At 68.7% G+C, this 16,183-nt stretch carries 16 protein-coding genes; 5 read left to right on the top strand and 11 right to left on the bottom strand.

Annotated features, from left to right (window positions below):
* Positions 1–73: 73 nt before the first annotated feature.
* Positions 74–1,240: a mandelate racemase/muconate lactonizing enzyme family protein gene (locus ACYP33_RS06920; RefSeq protein WP_414444496.1), complete on the bottom strand. Its 1,167-nt coding sequence runs from the start codon at positions 1,238–1,240 to the stop codon at positions 74–76.
* Positions 1,241–1,338: 98 nt separating this feature from the next.
* Here ACYP33_RS06920 and ACYP33_RS06925 point away from each other — a divergent pair, with 98 nt between their 5' ends.
* Positions 1,339–2,298 (top strand): LysR family transcriptional regulator, encoded by a 960-nt coding sequence (locus ACYP33_RS06925; RefSeq protein ID WP_459620593.1) that lies wholly within the window; start codon positions 1,339–1,341, stop codon positions 2,296–2,298.
* 36 nt (positions 2,299–2,334) lie between these two features.
* On the opposite strand, the gene ACYP33_RS06930 is transcribed toward ACYP33_RS06925, so the two are convergent.
* Entirely contained in the window at positions 2,335–3,297 is a 963-nt protein-coding gene (locus ACYP33_RS06930; RefSeq protein ID WP_459620595.1) for a 2-hydroxyacid dehydrogenase, read from the bottom strand.
* Between the two features lie 290 nt (positions 3,298–3,587).
* On the opposite strand from ACYP33_RS06930, the gene ACYP33_RS06935 reads away from it, so the two are divergent.
* From ACYP33_RS06935 to ACYP33_RS06950, 4 genes are all read left to right on the top strand, one after another.
* On the top strand, positions 3,588–4,358 hold the full coding sequence (locus tag ACYP33_RS06935; RefSeq protein WP_459620597.1) for an SDR family oxidoreductase: 771 nt from the start codon (positions 3,588–3,590) through the stop codon (positions 4,356–4,358).
* Between the two features lie 105 nt (positions 4,359–4,463).
* Positions 4,464–5,750 (top strand): MFS transporter, encoded by a 1,287-nt coding sequence (locus tag ACYP33_RS06940; RefSeq protein WP_459621055.1) that lies wholly within the window; start codon positions 4,464–4,466, stop codon positions 5,748–5,750.
* Between the two features lie 34 nt (positions 5,751–5,784).
* Positions 5,785–6,174 carry a VOC family protein gene (locus ACYP33_RS06945; protein WP_459620599.1) on the top strand — a complete coding sequence of 130 codons (390 nt, stop codon included), beginning with the start codon at positions 5,785–5,787 and terminating at the stop codon, positions 6,172–6,174.
* Between the two features lie 47 nt (positions 6,175–6,221).
* On the top strand, positions 6,222–7,604 hold the full coding sequence (locus ACYP33_RS06950) for a citrate synthase (RefSeq protein ID WP_459620601.1): 1,383 nt from the start codon (positions 6,222–6,224) through the stop codon (positions 7,602–7,604).
* A gap of 54 nt (positions 7,605–7,658) precedes the next feature.
* Here ACYP33_RS06950 and ACYP33_RS06955 read toward each other — a convergent pair whose 3' ends face one another.
* The 9 genes from ACYP33_RS06955 to ACYP33_RS06995 form a co-directional block, all read right to left on the bottom strand.
* Positions 7,659–8,780 (bottom strand): NAD(P)/FAD-dependent oxidoreductase, encoded by a 1,122-nt coding sequence (locus ACYP33_RS06955; RefSeq protein ID WP_459620603.1) that lies wholly within the window; start codon positions 8,778–8,780, stop codon positions 7,659–7,661.
* Between the two features lie 226 nt (positions 8,781–9,006).
* Positions 9,007–10,407, bottom strand: coding sequence for a dihydroorotase (locus ACYP33_RS06960; RefSeq protein WP_459621057.1), 1,401 nt, complete (start codon positions 10,405–10,407; stop codon positions 9,007–9,009).
* Between the two features lie 37 nt (positions 10,408–10,444).
* Positions 10,445–11,005 (bottom strand): gamma carbonic anhydrase family protein, encoded by a 561-nt coding sequence (locus ACYP33_RS06965; protein ID WP_414444488.1) that lies wholly within the window; start codon positions 11,003–11,005, stop codon positions 10,445–10,447.
* The gene (locus tag ACYP33_RS06970; RefSeq protein WP_414451976.1) at positions 11,002–11,622 is read right to left on the bottom strand and encodes a 6-pyruvoyl trahydropterin synthase family protein; all 621 of its coding nucleotides are present in this window, start codon (positions 11,620–11,622) and stop codon (positions 11,002–11,004) included. The genes ACYP33_RS06965 and ACYP33_RS06970 overlap by 4 nt, the downstream gene beginning before the upstream one ends.
* 131 nt (positions 11,623–11,753) lie before the next feature.
* Complete coding sequence (locus ACYP33_RS06975) at positions 11,754–12,140, bottom strand: Fur family transcriptional regulator (RefSeq protein ID WP_459620606.1); 387 nt, start codon at positions 12,138–12,140, stop codon at positions 11,754–11,756.
* A 125-nt stretch (positions 12,141–12,265) separates the two neighbouring features.
* Positions 12,266–13,237 carry an alpha/beta hydrolase gene (locus tag ACYP33_RS06980; RefSeq protein WP_459620607.1) on the bottom strand — a complete coding sequence of 324 codons (972 nt, stop codon included), beginning with the start codon at positions 13,235–13,237 and terminating at the stop codon, positions 12,266–12,268.
* A 133-nt stretch (positions 13,238–13,370) separates the two neighbouring features.
* Positions 13,371–14,684, bottom strand: a complete 1,314-nt coding sequence (locus ACYP33_RS06985; protein WP_414449935.1) for an Nramp family divalent metal transporter — start codon at positions 14,682–14,684, stop codon at positions 13,371–13,373.
* Between the two features lie 115 nt (positions 14,685–14,799).
* A complete protein-coding gene (locus ACYP33_RS06990) occupies positions 14,800–15,072 on the bottom strand; it encodes a hypothetical protein (RefSeq protein ID WP_414449936.1) in 273 nt (90 codons plus the stop codon).
* Between the two features lie 110 nt (positions 15,073–15,182).
* Positions 15,183–16,163: an XdhC family protein gene (locus tag ACYP33_RS06995; protein WP_459621059.1), complete on the bottom strand. Its 981-nt coding sequence runs from the start codon at positions 16,161–16,163 to the stop codon at positions 15,183–15,185.
* Between the last annotated feature and the right edge of the window lie 20 nt (positions 16,164–16,183).

Genomic DNA, 16,183 nt, shown 5'->3' on the forward strand with positions numbered 1-16,183 from the left:
CCGTGGCGCACCCCTCGCGATGTGCTGCATGAATCGCCGCGCTTGCCGCGCGGCGCTTGCCCGGTGGCTGCGCTTACTCGGCCAGCTTGCGCATCTCGACGATCAGGTCCGCCTTGCCCTCGAAGCCGATGCCCGGCAGGTCCGGCATGGTGATGTAGCCGTTGTCGACCTTGACGCCGTCGGGGAAGCCGCCATAAGGCTGGAACAGGTCCGGATACGATTCGTTGCCGCCGAGGCCGAGGCCGGCCGCGATGTTCAGCGACATCTGGTGGCCGCCGTGCGGGATGCAGCGCTTGGCCGACCAGCCGTGCTGATGGAGCATCTCCAGCGTGCGCAGGTATTCCACCAGGCCGTAGCTCAGTGCGCAGTCGAATTGCAGCCAGTCGCGGTCGGCGCGCATGCCGCCGTAGCGGATCAGGTTGCGCGCATCCTGCATCGAGAACAGGTCTTCACCGGTGGCGATCGGCTTGTCGTAGTAGTTGCGCAGCGTGGCCTGCAACTCGTAGTCGAGCGGGTCGCCCGGCTCCTCGTACCAGAACAGGTCGTATTGCGACAACGCCTTGGCGTACTGCACGGCGGTGTCGAGATCGAAGCGGCCGTTGGCGTCCACCGCCAGCTTCTGGCCGTCGCCGAGCACGCTGAGGATCGAATCGATGCGGCGCAGGTCCTCGTCGAGCGACGCGCCGCCGATCTTCTTCTTGACCACCGTGTAGCCGCGGTCGAGATAGCTGCGCATCTCGTCCTTCAGCTTGCCGTGATCCTGGCCCGGGTAGTAATAGCCGCCGGCCGCGTACACGAAGATCTTGCGATCGGGCTGGCCGTTGCCGTAGCGGTCGGCCAGCAACTGGAACAGCGGCTTGCCTTCGATCTTCGCCACCGCATCCCACACGGCCATGTCGATCGTGCCGATCGCCACCGAGCGCTCGCCGTGGCCGCCCGGCTTTTCGTTCTGGAACATCGTGGCCCAGATCTTGTGCGGATCGAGGTTGTCGCCGGCGTCGTTGACGAGCGAGGCCGGATCGGCTTCGAGCAGGCGCGGAATGAAGCGCTCGCGCATCAGCGTGCCCTGGCCGTAGCGGCCGTTCGAATTGAAGCCGTAGCCGATCACCGGCTTGCCGTCGCGGATCACGTCGGTCACCACCGCCACCAGGCTCAGCGTCATCTTGCTGAAATCGATGTAGGCATTACGGATGGGGGAGCTGATCGGGACGGTTTTTTCCCGGATTTCGACGATTCTCATGCGGATGTCTCCTGGCAGGCACGAATAACGGACGACGCATCATAGCGCCGCCGTCGCGCGCTAGAATTCACCCTGTTTCATTTCATCATTCACCTAAAGTGAAAACCGATTCCACCTCCGATTTCGCGTTCTTCGTGCAGCTCGCCAAGCTCAGGAGCCTGTCGGGCGCGGCGCGCTCGATGGGCCTGACGCCGCCGGCCGCCACCAAGCGGCTCGGCATCATCGAGGAACGGCTGGGCGCGCGGCTCGTGAACCGCACCACGCGCAGCGTGAGCCTGACCCCGGAAGGCGAAACCTACGCACGCTACGCGGCGCGCATTCTCGATCAGGTGCGCGAAATGGAGGACGCGATCGCCGGCACGCCGGCCGATCCGCACGGGCGGCTGCGCGTGAACGCCACGCTCGGCTTCGGGCGCACCACCATCGCGCCGCTCGTCTCGGAGTTCGCCAAGCGCTATCTGCACGTGGACGTGCAGTTCGTGGTGACGGATCGCCCCGTCGATCTGGTGGAAGGCGGCTTCGACATGGCGATCCGCTTCGGCGAGCTGCCCGACAGCCGGCTGCGCGCGCGGCGGCTGATGAGCAACCGGCGCTTTCTGTGCGCCTCGCCCAAATACCTGGAGCGCTGCGGCACGCCCACCCGCAAGGAAGACCTGATCGCGCACCGCTGCATCATTCACACCCAGAACGACGATGCCTACGGCGTGTGGAAATTCATCCAGGACGATCATCTGGAAGCGCTGAAGGTGAACGGCTCGCTGTCGAGCAACGACGGCGACATCGTGCTGCGCTGGGCGCTCGACGGGCACGGCATCCTGATCCGCTCGGAATGGGATCTGGCCAAGTATCTGCAAAGCGGGCGCCTGCAACTGGTGCTGCCCGAGCTCGTGCTGCCGTCGGCCGATCTGTACGTCTACTACCCGGGCCAGCGCAACGAAACCACGCGGGCGCGCGCGTTCATCGATTTCCTCGTCGATCACTTCCAGGCGCCGTTCGTGCCGATCGAACTGGCGCAGATGCGCGCCGAGGCCAGGAAACCGGCGCGCAAACGGAAATAGGCCGCACGCGCGGCCCATCCCGATGCCTGGAAGTCCTTACAGCCGGTTCGGCGCGGCGCGGCCGTCGAGCACGGCGGCCACGTTGTCGAGCGCGGTGTAGCCCATCTGGTCGCGCGTCTCGATCGTGGCGCTGGCCATGTGCGGGGTCAGGAACACGTTGTCGAGCGTGGCGAAGCGCGAGTCGATGTTCGGCTCGTTGTGGTACACATCCAGCCCCGCGCCGAACAGATGCCCCGAAACGAGCGCAGCGTACAGCGCATCCTCGTCCACCAGCCCGCCACGCGCCGCGTTGACGAACACCGCGCCCTTCGGCAGCAGCGCGAACTCGCGCGCCGTCATCAGCGGCGCGCCGCCGCCCGGCACGTGCAGCGTCAGCACATCGCAATGCGGCAGCATCGCGTCGAGGCTCGGATAGAACTGCGCGCCCGCCTCCACCGCCGCATCGGCCTGCCGCATGTCGGTGTAGGCGATATGCATGCCGAAACCGCGCGCGCGTTTCGCCATCGCGCGGCCGATCCGGCCGAAGCCGGCCACGCCGAGCGTCTTGCCGTTCACGCGCATGCCGAGCATCTCGGTCATGCCGAACGACTTGCCCCAGCCCTGCCGCACGATCCGTTCGTACTCCGATGCGCGCCGGCACGCGGCCAGCACCAGCAACATCGCGAAATCGGCCGTGCATTCGGTCAGCGCGTCGGGCGCATTGCTCACGGCGATGCCGCGCGCGAGCGCCGCCGCCACGTCCATGTGATCGACGCCAGCGCTGGCGTTGGCGATGATCTTCACGCTCGGCGGCAGCGCGTCGATGTGTTCCTTCTGCAATCCTGATTTCTTGCCGATCAGCACGGCGGGCGTCTGATACCGGGTGCAGAAATCGACGACCGAGGCGGCATCCATGTCGGAGTCGGTCACGAATGCGTTGAACTCGGTGCGGGCGCGATCGGCCACGGCGGCCGGCACGCGGCGGGCGACCAGCAGCTTCGGGTTGGGTTGGGCGGACATGGTGTTTTCCTTTGGTCGAAATCCGGGCACAGCCTACGAGGCCGGTTCGGCGAAGGTCAATGTTGATTCTATCGATCAACATCTGGGCGATATGCCGTGCACGGAACCCGCCGTGGCGCGGCACCGCCCGACTGCAAGCCCTGCACGCCCGCCTCAAGGCTCAGGAAAACCCTGATGACGGCACGCCCCGGCAAGCCGCAGCATGTTGATTGGAAGAATCAAGATTGCCGGTGCTTCCGGGCGGATGCAATTCTGTTCTCGTCCCTACCGACCATCGACGAGATCGCGACATGCACCCAGACACGCAAGCCCGCCCCCGTATCGCCGCCGTCACCGGCGCCGGCTCCGGCATCGGCCAGGCCGCCGCCGTGGCGCTGGCCCGCGCCGGCTTCACGGTCGCCCTGCTGGGCCGCCGCGCCGAGGCCCTTCAGGAAACCGAAGCATTGATCGACGCGGCCGGCGGCCGGGTGCGGGCGTTCCCCACCGACGTGGCCAACGAAGCCTCGGTCGAGCGCAGCTTCACCGCGATCGCCGCCGAATTCGGCCGCCTCGACGTGCTGTTCAACAATGCGGGCCGCAACGCGGGCGCCGTGCCGCTCGACGACTACACGCTCGAATTCTGGAACGACGTGCTGGCCACCAACCTGACGGGCGTGTTCCTGTGCGCCCGCGCCGCGTGGCGCCTGATGAAACAGCAGGACCCGCAGGGCGGGCGCATCATCAACAACGGCTCGATCTCGGCACACTCGCCGCGCCCGAACACGATCGCCTACACGTCCACCAAGCACGCGGTGCTCGGCATCACCAAGTCGCTCGCGCTCGACGGCCGCCCGTATCGCATCGCCTGCAGCCAGATCGATATCGGCAACGCGGCCACCTCGCTGACCGAGCGCATGAACCAGGGCGTGCTGCAGGCCGACGGCCGCGTCGCGCCCGAGCCGCGCCTGGACGTCGTGCACGTGGCCGATGCCGTGGTGCAGATGGCGAAGCTGCCGCTCGAGGCGAACATTCTGAACATGACGATCATGGCCAGCGCGATGCCGTTCGTCGGCCGCGGCTGAACGGCGCGCAGCGAAGCCAAGCCTCAAAGCCGGACCCACGACAACAAGATCCGGCTCACGAACAGGAGACACGACATGAAGACAGCCGAGGACGCACCGGTGGCGATGCACGACTACGCCAGCCGCACGAGCGCCGCGAAACGCACCAAGGTCCGCTATTCGATCCTTTCGATGTTGCTGGTGGCCACCATCCTCAACTACGTCGATCGCTCCGCGCTCGGCATCGTCGCGCCGGCGCTCTCGAAGGATCTCGGCATGACGCGAATCCAGATGGGCGAACTGTTCGCCGTGTTCGGCGCGGCCTATTCGTTCGCACTGCTGCCGGCCGGCATCCTGGCCGACGTGCTCGGCTCGCGCGTGGCCTATGCGCTGTCGCTGTTCGGCTGGTCGCTCGCCACGCTCACGCAGGGCTTCTCGAACGGCTACCGGATGCTGCTCGGCGCGCGCCTGGCGATGGGCGCGCTCGAAGCGCCGGCGTTTCCGTCGAACGCGCGCGCCGTCACGCTGTGGTTCCCGGTGCAGGAGCGCGGCTTCGCCACCAGCGTCTACGTGATGGGCCAGTACATCGGCACGCCGCTGTTCGCGGGCCTGCTGCTGTGGATCTCGACAGCCTTCGGCTGGCGCGCCGTGTTCTTCGTGACGGGCGGCTTCGGCATCCTGTTCAGCGCGATCTGGTATCGCATCTATCGCGATCCGGCGCGGCACGGCTCGGTCAACGCGGCCGAACTGCAACACATCAACGAAGGCCGCACGGCGCAGCCGCCGCGCACGCGCTTCGACTGGCGCATGGCGCTGCGCCTGCTCGGCTACCGGCAGATCCTCGCGATCTGCCTCGGCAAGTTCTGCAACAACACGCTGCTGGTGTTCTTCACGACCTGGTTCATGACCTATCTCGTCGAGGAGCGCCACATGTCGATGATCAAGGTGGGCTTGTTCCAGGCGCTGCCGTTCGTCGGCGCGACGCTCGGCATCCTGATCGCGGGCTTCCTGTCGGATTTCTTCATTCGCCGCGGCGTGTCGATGTCGGCCGCGCGCAAGGCCCCGCTCGTGATCGGCACGTTCCTCGGCGCCTCGGTCGCGCTGGTCAACTTCGTGCATTCGAACGAAGTGGTGATCGCGATCCTGACCGTGGCGTTCTTCGCGCAGGGCATCGGCTCGATGTCGTGGGCCGCGGTGTCCGAGATCGCGCCGAAACAGTATGTGGGCCTGACCAGCAGCATCACCAGCCTCGCGGCCAATATCGCGGCCGTCACCACGCCGCTGATGATCGGCTATGTCACGCAGCACACCGGCAACTTCTTCTGGGCGCTGAACCTGATGGGCGCGATCTGCCTGCTCGGCACGCTGTCGTACTCGCTGCTGCTCGGCAAGCTCTCGCGCATCGAACTCTGATCCTTATCGTCACTCTCACGACCTGCTCCGCACCATGATCGAATTCAAGTGGGACCACCTCCAGCTCGCGTCCACCGACGCCGAAGCCACCGCCGCCTGGTTCGCGCGCTGCCTGAGCGCCGAGATCGTGCGCCGCCCCGGCCGCGTCGACCTGCGCCTCGGCGACATCAACCTGTTCATCACCAAGCTCGCGCAAGCGGCCGAGAGCGGTGCACCGGGCGCGGCGCGCGAGGGCATCGATCATTTCGGAGTCCGGGTGGATGATCTCGATGCCGCGTTCGCGCACCTGCTGGCCGAGGGCGCGGAGATCGTCGAGCCGATCAAGCAGATCCGCGCCGGCGTGCGCGGCTGCTTCGTGAAGGCGCCGGGCCAGATCGTGGTGGAGATTCTCGAACGCCGCCCGGCGGAAATGACATTCAACTGAGAGCGGTCTATAGTCGGGCGCATCCTCTCAAGCCTCTGCACACCGCCATGTCGAACTGGATCACGCTCGCCGAAGCGACCCGCCAACTCGGCGTGCGGGCGCAAACCGTCTACGCCTACGCGAGCCGCGGCAACATCGCCGTCATGCAGGACCCGCACGATCCGCGCCGCAGCCTGTACCGGGCCGAGGACGTGATCGCGCTGTGCCGCAAGAAGCAGGTCGGACGCAAACGCGCGGCGCTCGCGGCCGGCACCATCTTCGGCGCGGAGCCGTGCATCTACAGCGGCCTGACCACGTTCTCGCGCGGCCGGCCGTGGTATCGCGGCCGCGACTGCATTCAACTGGCCGACAGCGCCACGCTGGAAGACGCCGCCGCGCTGCTGTGGAATTCGCCGTCCGCCGTGTCGTTCGCGTTCGACGATGCGGCGCTGCCCGACGGCGAGCGCGGGCGGCGCTGCGCGTTCACCACGCTGGCCGCGCTGGCCGCCAACGGGCATTCGACGCTGGGCCGCCTCGACAGCGCGCTGCATGCCGAGGCGGGGCGCCTGGTGGCGATCGTGTCGCTGGCGTTCGGCGCCAGCGCGGGCGCGGGCGCGGGTGCGGGCGCGGGTGCGGGTGCGGGTGCGGGTGCGGGTGCGGGTGCGGGTGCGGGTGCGGGTGCGGGTGCGGGTGCGGGTGCGGGTGCGGGTGCGGGTGCCGATGCCGGTGCCAAGCGCGGCGATGGCAACGCATCGGGCCGGACCCACGAACGGCTCGCGGCGGGCTGGGGGCAGGACGCGGCCGGCGCCGACCTGATCCGGCGCGCGATGGTGCTGGTGGCCGATCACGAGATCACCAGCTCGGCGTTCGCCGCGCGCATCACGGCATCCACCGGTGCGCCGCTGGCCGGCTGCCTGCTGACCGGGCTGACCACGCTGTCCGGCCCGCTGCACGGCGACGCGTCGCGGCGCGTGCGGGCCGTGTTCGACGACGTCGAACGGCTCGGCGCCGAACACGTGGTGGGCCACCATCTCGGCTCGGCGATTCCGGTGCCGGGCTTCGGCCATCATCTCTACCCCGACGGCGACCCGCGCGCCGAAGCGCTCCTGAGCCGGCTCGATCCGCCGCGCGAACTGGGCGCGTTCATCGACAAGGTCACGGCGCTGACCGGCCTCAAGCCGAACATCGACGTGGCGCTGGCGATTCTGTCAGCACAACTGAAGTTGCCGGCCGATGCCGCATTCGGGCTGTTCTCGATCGCGCGCAGCGTGGGCTTGCTCGCGCATTGCATCGAGCAGTTGCGGGTGGGCAAGGTGATCCGGCCGCGCGGGCGTTATACGGGGCCGGCGCTGGAAGACGAGCACCTGCGCCCTGCCGCCGTCGACGACAAGGCCTATACGGCCGGCACGCTGGAGAAGAATCGCGTGTTCAAGCTGAAGACGGCGGGCTGAGGGCGGAAGATTGCTTCGGTACCCTTACAACTGGTGCACCGACCTCACGCTGCATCACGCCGCATCGAGCCGCGCCAGCACCTCGTCGGCGATCGCGAGCGAAGCGGTCAGCCCCGGCGATTCGATCCCGTACAGATTGACGAGGCCGGGCACGCCGTGTTCGCGGGCCGACTGGATCATGAAATCGGCGCTGCCGCCGTCGGGCGCGTCGAGCTTGGGGCGAATGCCCGAATAGGCCGGTTGCAGCGCCGCATCGGGCAGCGCCGGCCAGTAACGTCGGATCGCCTCGTAGAAGCGCGCGGCGCGGCCCGGATCGACGCGGTAATCGATCGTGTCGATCCATTCGACGTCCGGCCCGAAACGCGCCTGGTTCGCCAGATCGAGCGTCAGATGCACGCCCAGGCCGCCCGGCTCCGGCACCGGGTAGATGAGCCGCGAGAACGGCGCGCGCCCCGACAGCGAGTAATAGTTGCCCTTGGCATACCGCGCGCGCGGAATCGATGCGGGTGGCAGGCCGTGCAGCGCCCCGGCCACCGCCTGCGCATACAGGCCGGCCGCATTGATCACGCGCCGCGCGCGCAGGCGCATCGGTTCTGCGCCGCCGGTTTCGAGTTCGATCAAGGAGTGGCCGCCATCATGCAGCACCTGCCCGCCGATCACCGGCGAGCAATACGCGATCGCGGCACCGGCGCGCTCGGCGTCGCCGAGCAGCGCGAGCATCAGCGCATGGCTGTCGACGATGCCGGTCGACGGCGATTCGAGCGCGGCCACGCAGTGCAGCGCGGGTTCGAGCGCGCGCGCTTCGGCGGCATCGATGCGGCGCAAATCGGTCACGCCGTTGGCGCGCGCGGCGGCCTCGACGGCGGCCAGCGCGCCGCGCTGCGCGTCCCGGGTGGCGACGATCAGCTTGCCGCAACGGCGGTACGGCACCTGCCGCGCCTCGCAATACGCATACAGCAACCGCCGCCCCTCGACGCACAGCCGCGCCTTCAGCGATCCGGCCGGGTAATAGATGCCCGCGTGGATCACCTCGCTGTTGCGCGAACTCGTGCCGGTGCCGATCGCCGTCTCGGCCTCGACGATCACCGTTTCCCAGCCGCGTTCGGCGCAGGCGCGCGCTACCGCCAGCCCCACCACGCCCGCGCCGATCACGACGCACTCCACCGTCTCCGTCATTCCGCCCGCTCCCGGTTCGTCCCGCTCCGGCCCGCGCCTGCGCGTCGCTCACCCGCAGGCAGGGCGGGCGGCGCAGGCGTGACAGTCGGGCCGGCATTTCGTTATCGGCAGACAGGAGGATAGCGCAGCACCGCCGTGCTTCGGTGCCGTGCCGAAAAACGGAAAGCACTGCGAAAGGAAAAACGGGTGCCGCCTGAAAGGCGACGCCCGCCGGCCGGCATGGCGGTCAGCCGGCGTGCTGGTCGAGAAACTTGAGCGGCTGGCCCGCAGGCGTGCCCACCAACACCTCGTCGCGCATCACGGGCTGGCCGCGCAGCACCGTTGCGACCGGCCAGCCCTGGCACGCCATGCCATCGTAAGGCGTCCAGCCCGAAACGCTGGCGATCCAGTCGTCGCGAATCGTGCGGCGCGCACCGAGATCGACGATCGAGAAATCGGCGTCGTAGCCGAGCGCGATGCGCCCCTTGCCCTCGATGCCGAACAGCCGCGCCGGCCCGGCGCCGGTCAGATCGACGAGCCGCTGCAGGCTCAAGCGCCCATGCGCAACGTGATCGAGCATCACCGGCAGCAAGGTCTGCACGCCGGTCATGCCGCTCGGCGAGCCCGGATACGGCCGCGCCTTTTCCTCTAGCGTATGCGGCGCGTGATCGCTGCCGATCACGTCCACCACGCCGTCGCGGATCGCCTGCCACAATGCTTCGCGATGCGAAGCGTCGCGCACCGGCGGGTTCATCTGCGCGAGCGTGCCGAGCCGCTCGTAGCAGCCCGGCGCTTCGAGCGTCAGGTGATGCGGCGTGACCTCCACGCTGACGCGGCGCTTGTGCTGCGCGAGAAACGCCATCTCCTCGGCCGTCGACACATGCAGCACATGCAGCTTGCGGCCGGTTTCGGCGGCCATCGCCACCACCCGGCGCGTCGCCATCAGCGCGCTCTCGGGGTCGCGCCAGTGCGGATGATCGCGCACGTCGCCGCTGGCCTCGACCAGCGCGCGCCGCGCGCGCAACCGCGCCTCGTCCTCGGCGTGCACCGCCATGCGGCGGCGGCCGTTGCGCACGATCCGGCGCAGCACGGCATCGTCGTCGGCCAGCAGGTTGCCGAACGAGCTGCCCATGAACACCTTGACGCCCGCGCAGCCGGGCAGCGTTTCGAGCACGGCCAGCCGCTCGGCGTTGATCGCCGAGCCGCCCAGATAGAACGCGTGATCGCACCAGGCCCGGCCGCGCGCCAGTTCGAGCTTGTCGCGCAAGTCGGAGGCCTCCAGCGTCAGCGGCTGCGTGTTCGGCATCTCGAACACGGCCGTCACGCCGCCGAGCACCGCGCCGCGCGTGCCGGCCTCCAGCGTTTCCTTGTGCGTGAGGCCGGGGTCGCGGAAATGCACCTGCGTATCGATCACGCCGGGCAGCACATGCAGCCCGCCGGCAGCGAGCCGGTCGTCGGCGTGCCAGCTCGACGCGAGATCGCCGAGCGCCACCACGCGCCCTTGCACGCAGGCGATATCGATGCGCTCCGCGCCGTTCGGCGTCAGCACCGTGCCGCCCTCGATCAGCAGATCGGCATGGCGCCGCGCGAGGCGCTCGGCGATGTCGCGGCGCTCGGCCACGGCGTTCGACGCGCTCGATGCACGCATAGCGCGAGCCCGCTTCGCGGCGGGCAGCAGCGTCACGTCAGAATTCATTCTGGATCTGCTTGTAGCCGCGCACCAGCGCGTTGTTGGTGCGCGCCACGTCCTCGGAGAACTCGCTCGCATCGGGCGTGACCTGCGGGTACGAGGCCAGATCGGTCTCGGGGCCGATCCGCTCGGTGGACGGTACATGGAAATACGGCGGCAGCTTGCAGCCGTCCACCACCGCGTTGAAGCGCACCACGCAGCCGTCTCCCACCACGCAATTGAACAGCACGCTGTTGAAGCCGATGAACACGCCGTTGCCGATTTCGCACGGGCCGTGCACGATGGCACGATGCGCGATCGAGGTGCGCTCGCCGATCCGCACCGGCGCGCCGGACTTCGAGTGGATCACCACGCCGTCCTGAATATTCGAATGCGCGCCGATCACGATCGGCTCGATCTCGCCGTTCGCATCGATCTCGTCGGCGCGGATCACCGCATACGGGCCGATGAAGACGTTCGCCTCGACGATCACGAGGCCGCACAGGATGGCGGTGGAATCGACGAAGGCGTCGGGATGAATGCGCGGCAGGTCGCCGCGCGGGTTCTTGCGGATCATGGTTGCGTGAGCCTCGATGTCGAACGATGAAGGGGCGCGGCCGGCGGCGGATTGGCGGTGCGCGCGCCGCGCAGCAGCCGCGAGAACAGTTGCGGGTCACGCCACTCGGCGCGCACCGCCGCGGAAAATTCGATATCCCGAAGATCGATCGGCCCCATCGCGGAGTTGTGGGCGTCGTCGCGAAAACACTGCGCGTAGCCGGTATCGGTCTCGTGGACGATCACCGAATGCAGCCGCACGTCGGCCTCGCCGTTCGCCATGTCGGTGGCGGCCAGCATCGCGTCCACCAGCAGGAAGAACACGCGCGAGAACTGCTCGGCGCTCGGCGACACGGGCAGCAGCACCCAGCGTGCCGAATGACGGCACATTGCCGCGAGGTAATCGGGATCGTCGCCGCGCCAGAGCGTCATGGCGTGATCGAACCCGTCGATCAGCTCGCGCACGCCGCCCTTGAGCAGGCCGAAGTCATACACCATCTGGCCGCGATCGAACGCGTGCGCCTCCAGCAGCAACTCGACGCGATACGAGTGACCGTGAATCGAGGTCGCGCAGCGTTGCGTGGTGCAACCGCGCACGATATGGGCGTTCTCGAAGCGGAACAGCTTGCGGATCAGCATCGGGGCCCCCGCGTCGGGGCCGGTGAAGCAAAACGCCGACACGTCGAAAATGATTCGCATAACGAATCAGCAGGCATCGCAAGGTTCGACATGAAAGCGGGCAAGAAAAGGTGAATCGGAAGCGGCGCGAATCAGTCGGCCGTGGCCGTGCAATCGACGCAGCGCCCGCGAATCTCGATCGCCGCGTGGCTCGGCACGAAATCGTGGCGGCCGGTCAGGTGCGCAAGGCGCTCGCCGAGCGATGCGTCGGCGTACTCGCCGATGCGGCTGCAGCGCTCGCAGATCGTAAACACGCTGACCGCATCGCCGCGCACCGCCGTGCGCGGCAGGTAGGCGTTCAGCGTTTCGAGGCGGCTCACCTCGCCGGCCTCGACCAGCCGCGCCAGCGCCCGATAGACCTGCGCCGGCGCGTTGAAGCCCGCCTCGCGCAACCGGTCGAGCAAGGCGTAGGCGCCGAGCGGCGCACCGGCGCGCCGCAGGGCATCTAGGACGAGTTGCTGTTTCCGGGTCAGGGACATGGCGGATTCGGGGCGACCGGATGCGGCCAGAGTCTCGATGGCTGAAAATGTTACGATATAACGTATCATTTCACAAGCAAAAAGCGGCGCGCCGAGGCATACCGTTTCGTATGCCTTATCTTGGTTCAGGTGGTCGGCGGGCACTCGATCAAGGCGCGCGCCGCCGCCAACGCTTGCGCCACATCGCCCGCCGATGAACCGATCGCCTGCCGCAGCGTCGCGAAACCATGAATATTTCCCGCCGCCTCGCGGAACGCCACCGGCACGCCCGCCTCCACCAGCGCGGCGGCATAGGCGCGGCCTTCGTCGCGAATCGGGTCCGCGCCCGCCGTCATCACCACGGCCGGCGGCATCCCGGCCAGATCGCCGCGCATCGGTGCGGCGCGCATGTCGGCCGGGTCAGCGCGATAGGCGTTGGCGGAAAACGCGAGGCTGCCGCGCGTCAGCAGATAGCCGTCGCCGAACCGGTCGAGCGACGCCGTGACGCGGCCCGGATCGGCCAGCGGATAGAACAGCAATTGCAGAATCGCGGGCACGGCGGCGGGCCGGTCGCGCAATTGCATTGCCGTCACGATCGCGAGATTGCCGCCCGCGCTGTCGCCGGCAAACAGCAACGCGCGCACCTCGCGACCCAGTTCGGCCGGGCTGCCCGCGGCCCAGCGCGCGGCCGCCTCGGCGTCGTCGGGCGCGGCCGGCCAGGGATGCTCGGGCGCGAGCCGGTAGTCGACCGACAACACCGGCAGGTCGAGCGTGCGCGCCAGTTCGGCGCACAGGCTCGCATGCGTCTGCACGCTGCCCATCACGAAACCGCCGCCGTGGAAGAACATCAGCAAGGGTCCCGGCGCACGCTCGGCGCGGCTGTCGAACAGGCAGGCGCGAATCGGGCCGGCCGGGCCCGGAATCGCGACCTCGCGCAACACGGCCAGCGTGCCGACCGGCAATTCGGTGACCGATTTGGAGGCGGCGTAGCCGTCGCGCAGCGCGTCGAGGCCGGCCGGTTGCAGCGCGGCGCCGTGCAGGCCGCCGAGGAAGGCGGCCACGTCGGGGCGGATCAAGGAATCCGGCGAGGAAGCGGATGAAGAGACGGACGAGGACATCGAGGCAAGGCTCCGGTGCTGCGCGGTGGCGAAAGCGGCAACCGCAGGCACGCAGCCGCCGCGCCGCCATGATCGACGCAGCACGGCCCGGCGCGAAGGTTCACATATCGCCCGGGCCGATGGACCACTTTACTCAGCCGACCACGCCCGTCACGAGCAGCAGGTTGGTGCCGCAGATCACCGCGAACAGCGCCCACGCGAACAGCTTCGCGCCCCACCCGATCGCATACCCTTGCATCAGTTTCGCATCGCTGACCGAACGAATCAGCGGCCACATCGCGAACGGCAATTGCAGGCTCAACAACACCTGACTCCACACCAGCAGCTTGCCGACCGAGCCGTCGCCGAGCAGCAGCACGCCGGCCAGCGCCGGTGCGAGCGCGAGCCCGCGCGTGATCAGGCGGCGCTGATAGCACGGGATCTTGACGTGCAGGAAGCCGTCCATGATGACCTGCCCGGCGATCGTGCCGGTCAGCGTGGAGCTTTGCCCCGAGGCCAGCAGCGCGATGCCGAACAGGATCGCGGCGGCGCCGCCCACCAGCGGCGTGATCAATTGATAGGCCTGCTCGATGTCGGCCACGCCGGTGTGTCCAGCCGCATGGAACGCCGCGCCCGCGAGGATCAGGATCGCCGCGTTCACGCACATCGCCACCAGCAGCGAGCACCAGGTATCCACCCGCACCATCGCGAGCGTGTCGAGCACGTGGCCGCGCGCGCCGCCCGTCACGCGGCGCGTCTGCACCACCGACGAATGCAGGTAGAGGTTGTGCGGCATGATGGTCGCGCCCACGATGCCGAGCGCCAGCACGATCGCATCCTTGCGGTCGTGGCCCGGATCGCCCGGGATCAACCCGGCCGCCACTGCGTGCCAGTCGGTCGGCACCATCGCCACCTGCGCCACGAAGCAGCACGCCATGGTGCCGATCAGGCCCAGCACGATCGCCTCGATCTGGCGAAAGCCCTTGCCCTGCATGCCGAGCACGATCAGCGTGTCGAGCGCCGTCAGCACGATGCCCCAGGCCAGCGGCACGCCGAGCAGCAGCTTGAACGCGAGCGCGCAGCCGAGCACCTCGGCGATGTCGCAGGCAATGATCGAGATTTCGGCCGTGACCCATTGCAGCCATTTGCCGAACGGGCCGTAGCGCTCGTAGCTGATCTGCGCGAGGTCGCGCCCCGCCACCAGCCCGAGCCGGGCGGCCAGCATCTGCAGGAAGATCGCGGCGAGGCTGGAGAACGCCACCACCCACAACAGCGAATAGCCGAACTGCGAGCCGGCCTGGATGTCGGTCGCCCAGTTGCCCGGGTCCATATAGCCGATCGCCACCAGCAGGCCCGGCCCGAAAAAGCGGCGCAGCCGCGCGAACCACGGGGCACGCGCATCGATGGTGATGCTGCCCTTCACTTCGGCGGGGCAGAACGGGGCGGTCGGAATGGTCGGCAGCGGCATCGGGTCGGCAGGATAGGAGGCGCACACGCCGGCCAGACGGCACGGCGAACCCGGTGCATTGTACTGAGGCTGGAAAAAACCGGCCGGGATCGTTCGTCCCGGCCGGGTGCGGCGGCTAGAGTTGCGCTTCGACCACGGCGCGGCTGCGGATCGCGCGCTCGATCAGTTGCTCGCTGCCGACCTTGCGGATCGCGTCGTCGAGCAGGCCTTCGGGCGTCTCGGTGGCGAGCTTCAGGATGCCCGACCAACCGCGCGCGTCGAGCACCACCAGCGTTTCCATCGAATCGGCCCGGCTCACCAGCACGCGCTGCAAGGCCGGCCCGGCGCCGAAGCTGGCGCACAGGGCAATCGTTTCATCGCCGAGTGGGTAGTCGAATTGTTTGATCATGGCGTACCGCCGCTGCTGTGGGCCAAAGGGGACGCGCTGTCGCACGCCGCATGACTCACATGCTATGCAGCCCGAATTAAATCGGGCTTAAAGGGAAGGCCCCGGAACCCTCAAGCATCCCGAAGCATCCCCTGCCCCGCCTTGCCCGCTTCGACATCGCGCAAGCCGGCCACCGGCACGCGATGGCGGCGCGCGGTCAGGTCGGCGACGATCGACACGGCGATCTCGGGCGGCGTGCTGCCGCCCAGGTGAAGCCCGACCGGCGCATGCAGCCGCGCAAGCTGCGCATCGTCGAGATCGAACAGCTTGAGCCGCTCGCGACGCGCGTCGCTGTTGCGGCGCGAACCGATCGCGCCCACGTAGAAGGCCGGCGTGCGCAGCGCCTCGATCAGCGCGAGATCGTCGAGCTTGGGATCGTGGGTCAGCGCGATCACGGCGGTGCGCGCGTCGGGCTGCATGGCCAGCACGGTGTCGTCGGGCATGGTGCGCACGCGCGACACGCCCGGCAGCGGCGGCGTCGCGTAATCGTCGCGCGGGTCGCACAGCGTGACGGCATAGCCGAGCGGCACGGCCATCGCGGCCACGTAGCGGCTCAGTTCGCCCGCGCCGATCAGCAGCAGCCGCCAGGCCGGGCCGAACGGCGCGACCAGTTGCCGGCCGTCGAACGCGGGCGCGGCGGCATCGCCGTCGATCGCGGCGAGCGTCGCGCGGCCGCTGGCCAGATCGAGCGTGCGCGCCACCACCTGCCCGGCGCGCAATGCGTCGAGCAGCGCGTCGAACCCGCTGGCCGGGCCGAGCGTTTCGCGCACCAGCCGCAGCGTGCCGCCGCATGGCAGCCCGAAGCGATGCGCGTCGTCGGCGTTCAGGCCGTATTCGACCACGCCCGGCAGCGGGCCGGGCGGCCCGTCGCGGCGCAGCGATTCGGCGAGATCGTCCTCGATGCAGCCGCCCGACACCGAACCGCAGATCCGCCCGTCACCGCGCATCGCCATGATCGCGCCGACCGGGCGCGGCGCCGAACCCCAGGTGCGCACCACCGTGTAGAGCCACACGGCATGGCCGGCCGCGCGCCACGCGCCGGCCGTCTCCAATACTTCGCGCTCCGAACCAT

The organism is Burkholderia sp. 3C (assembly GCF_054589155.1).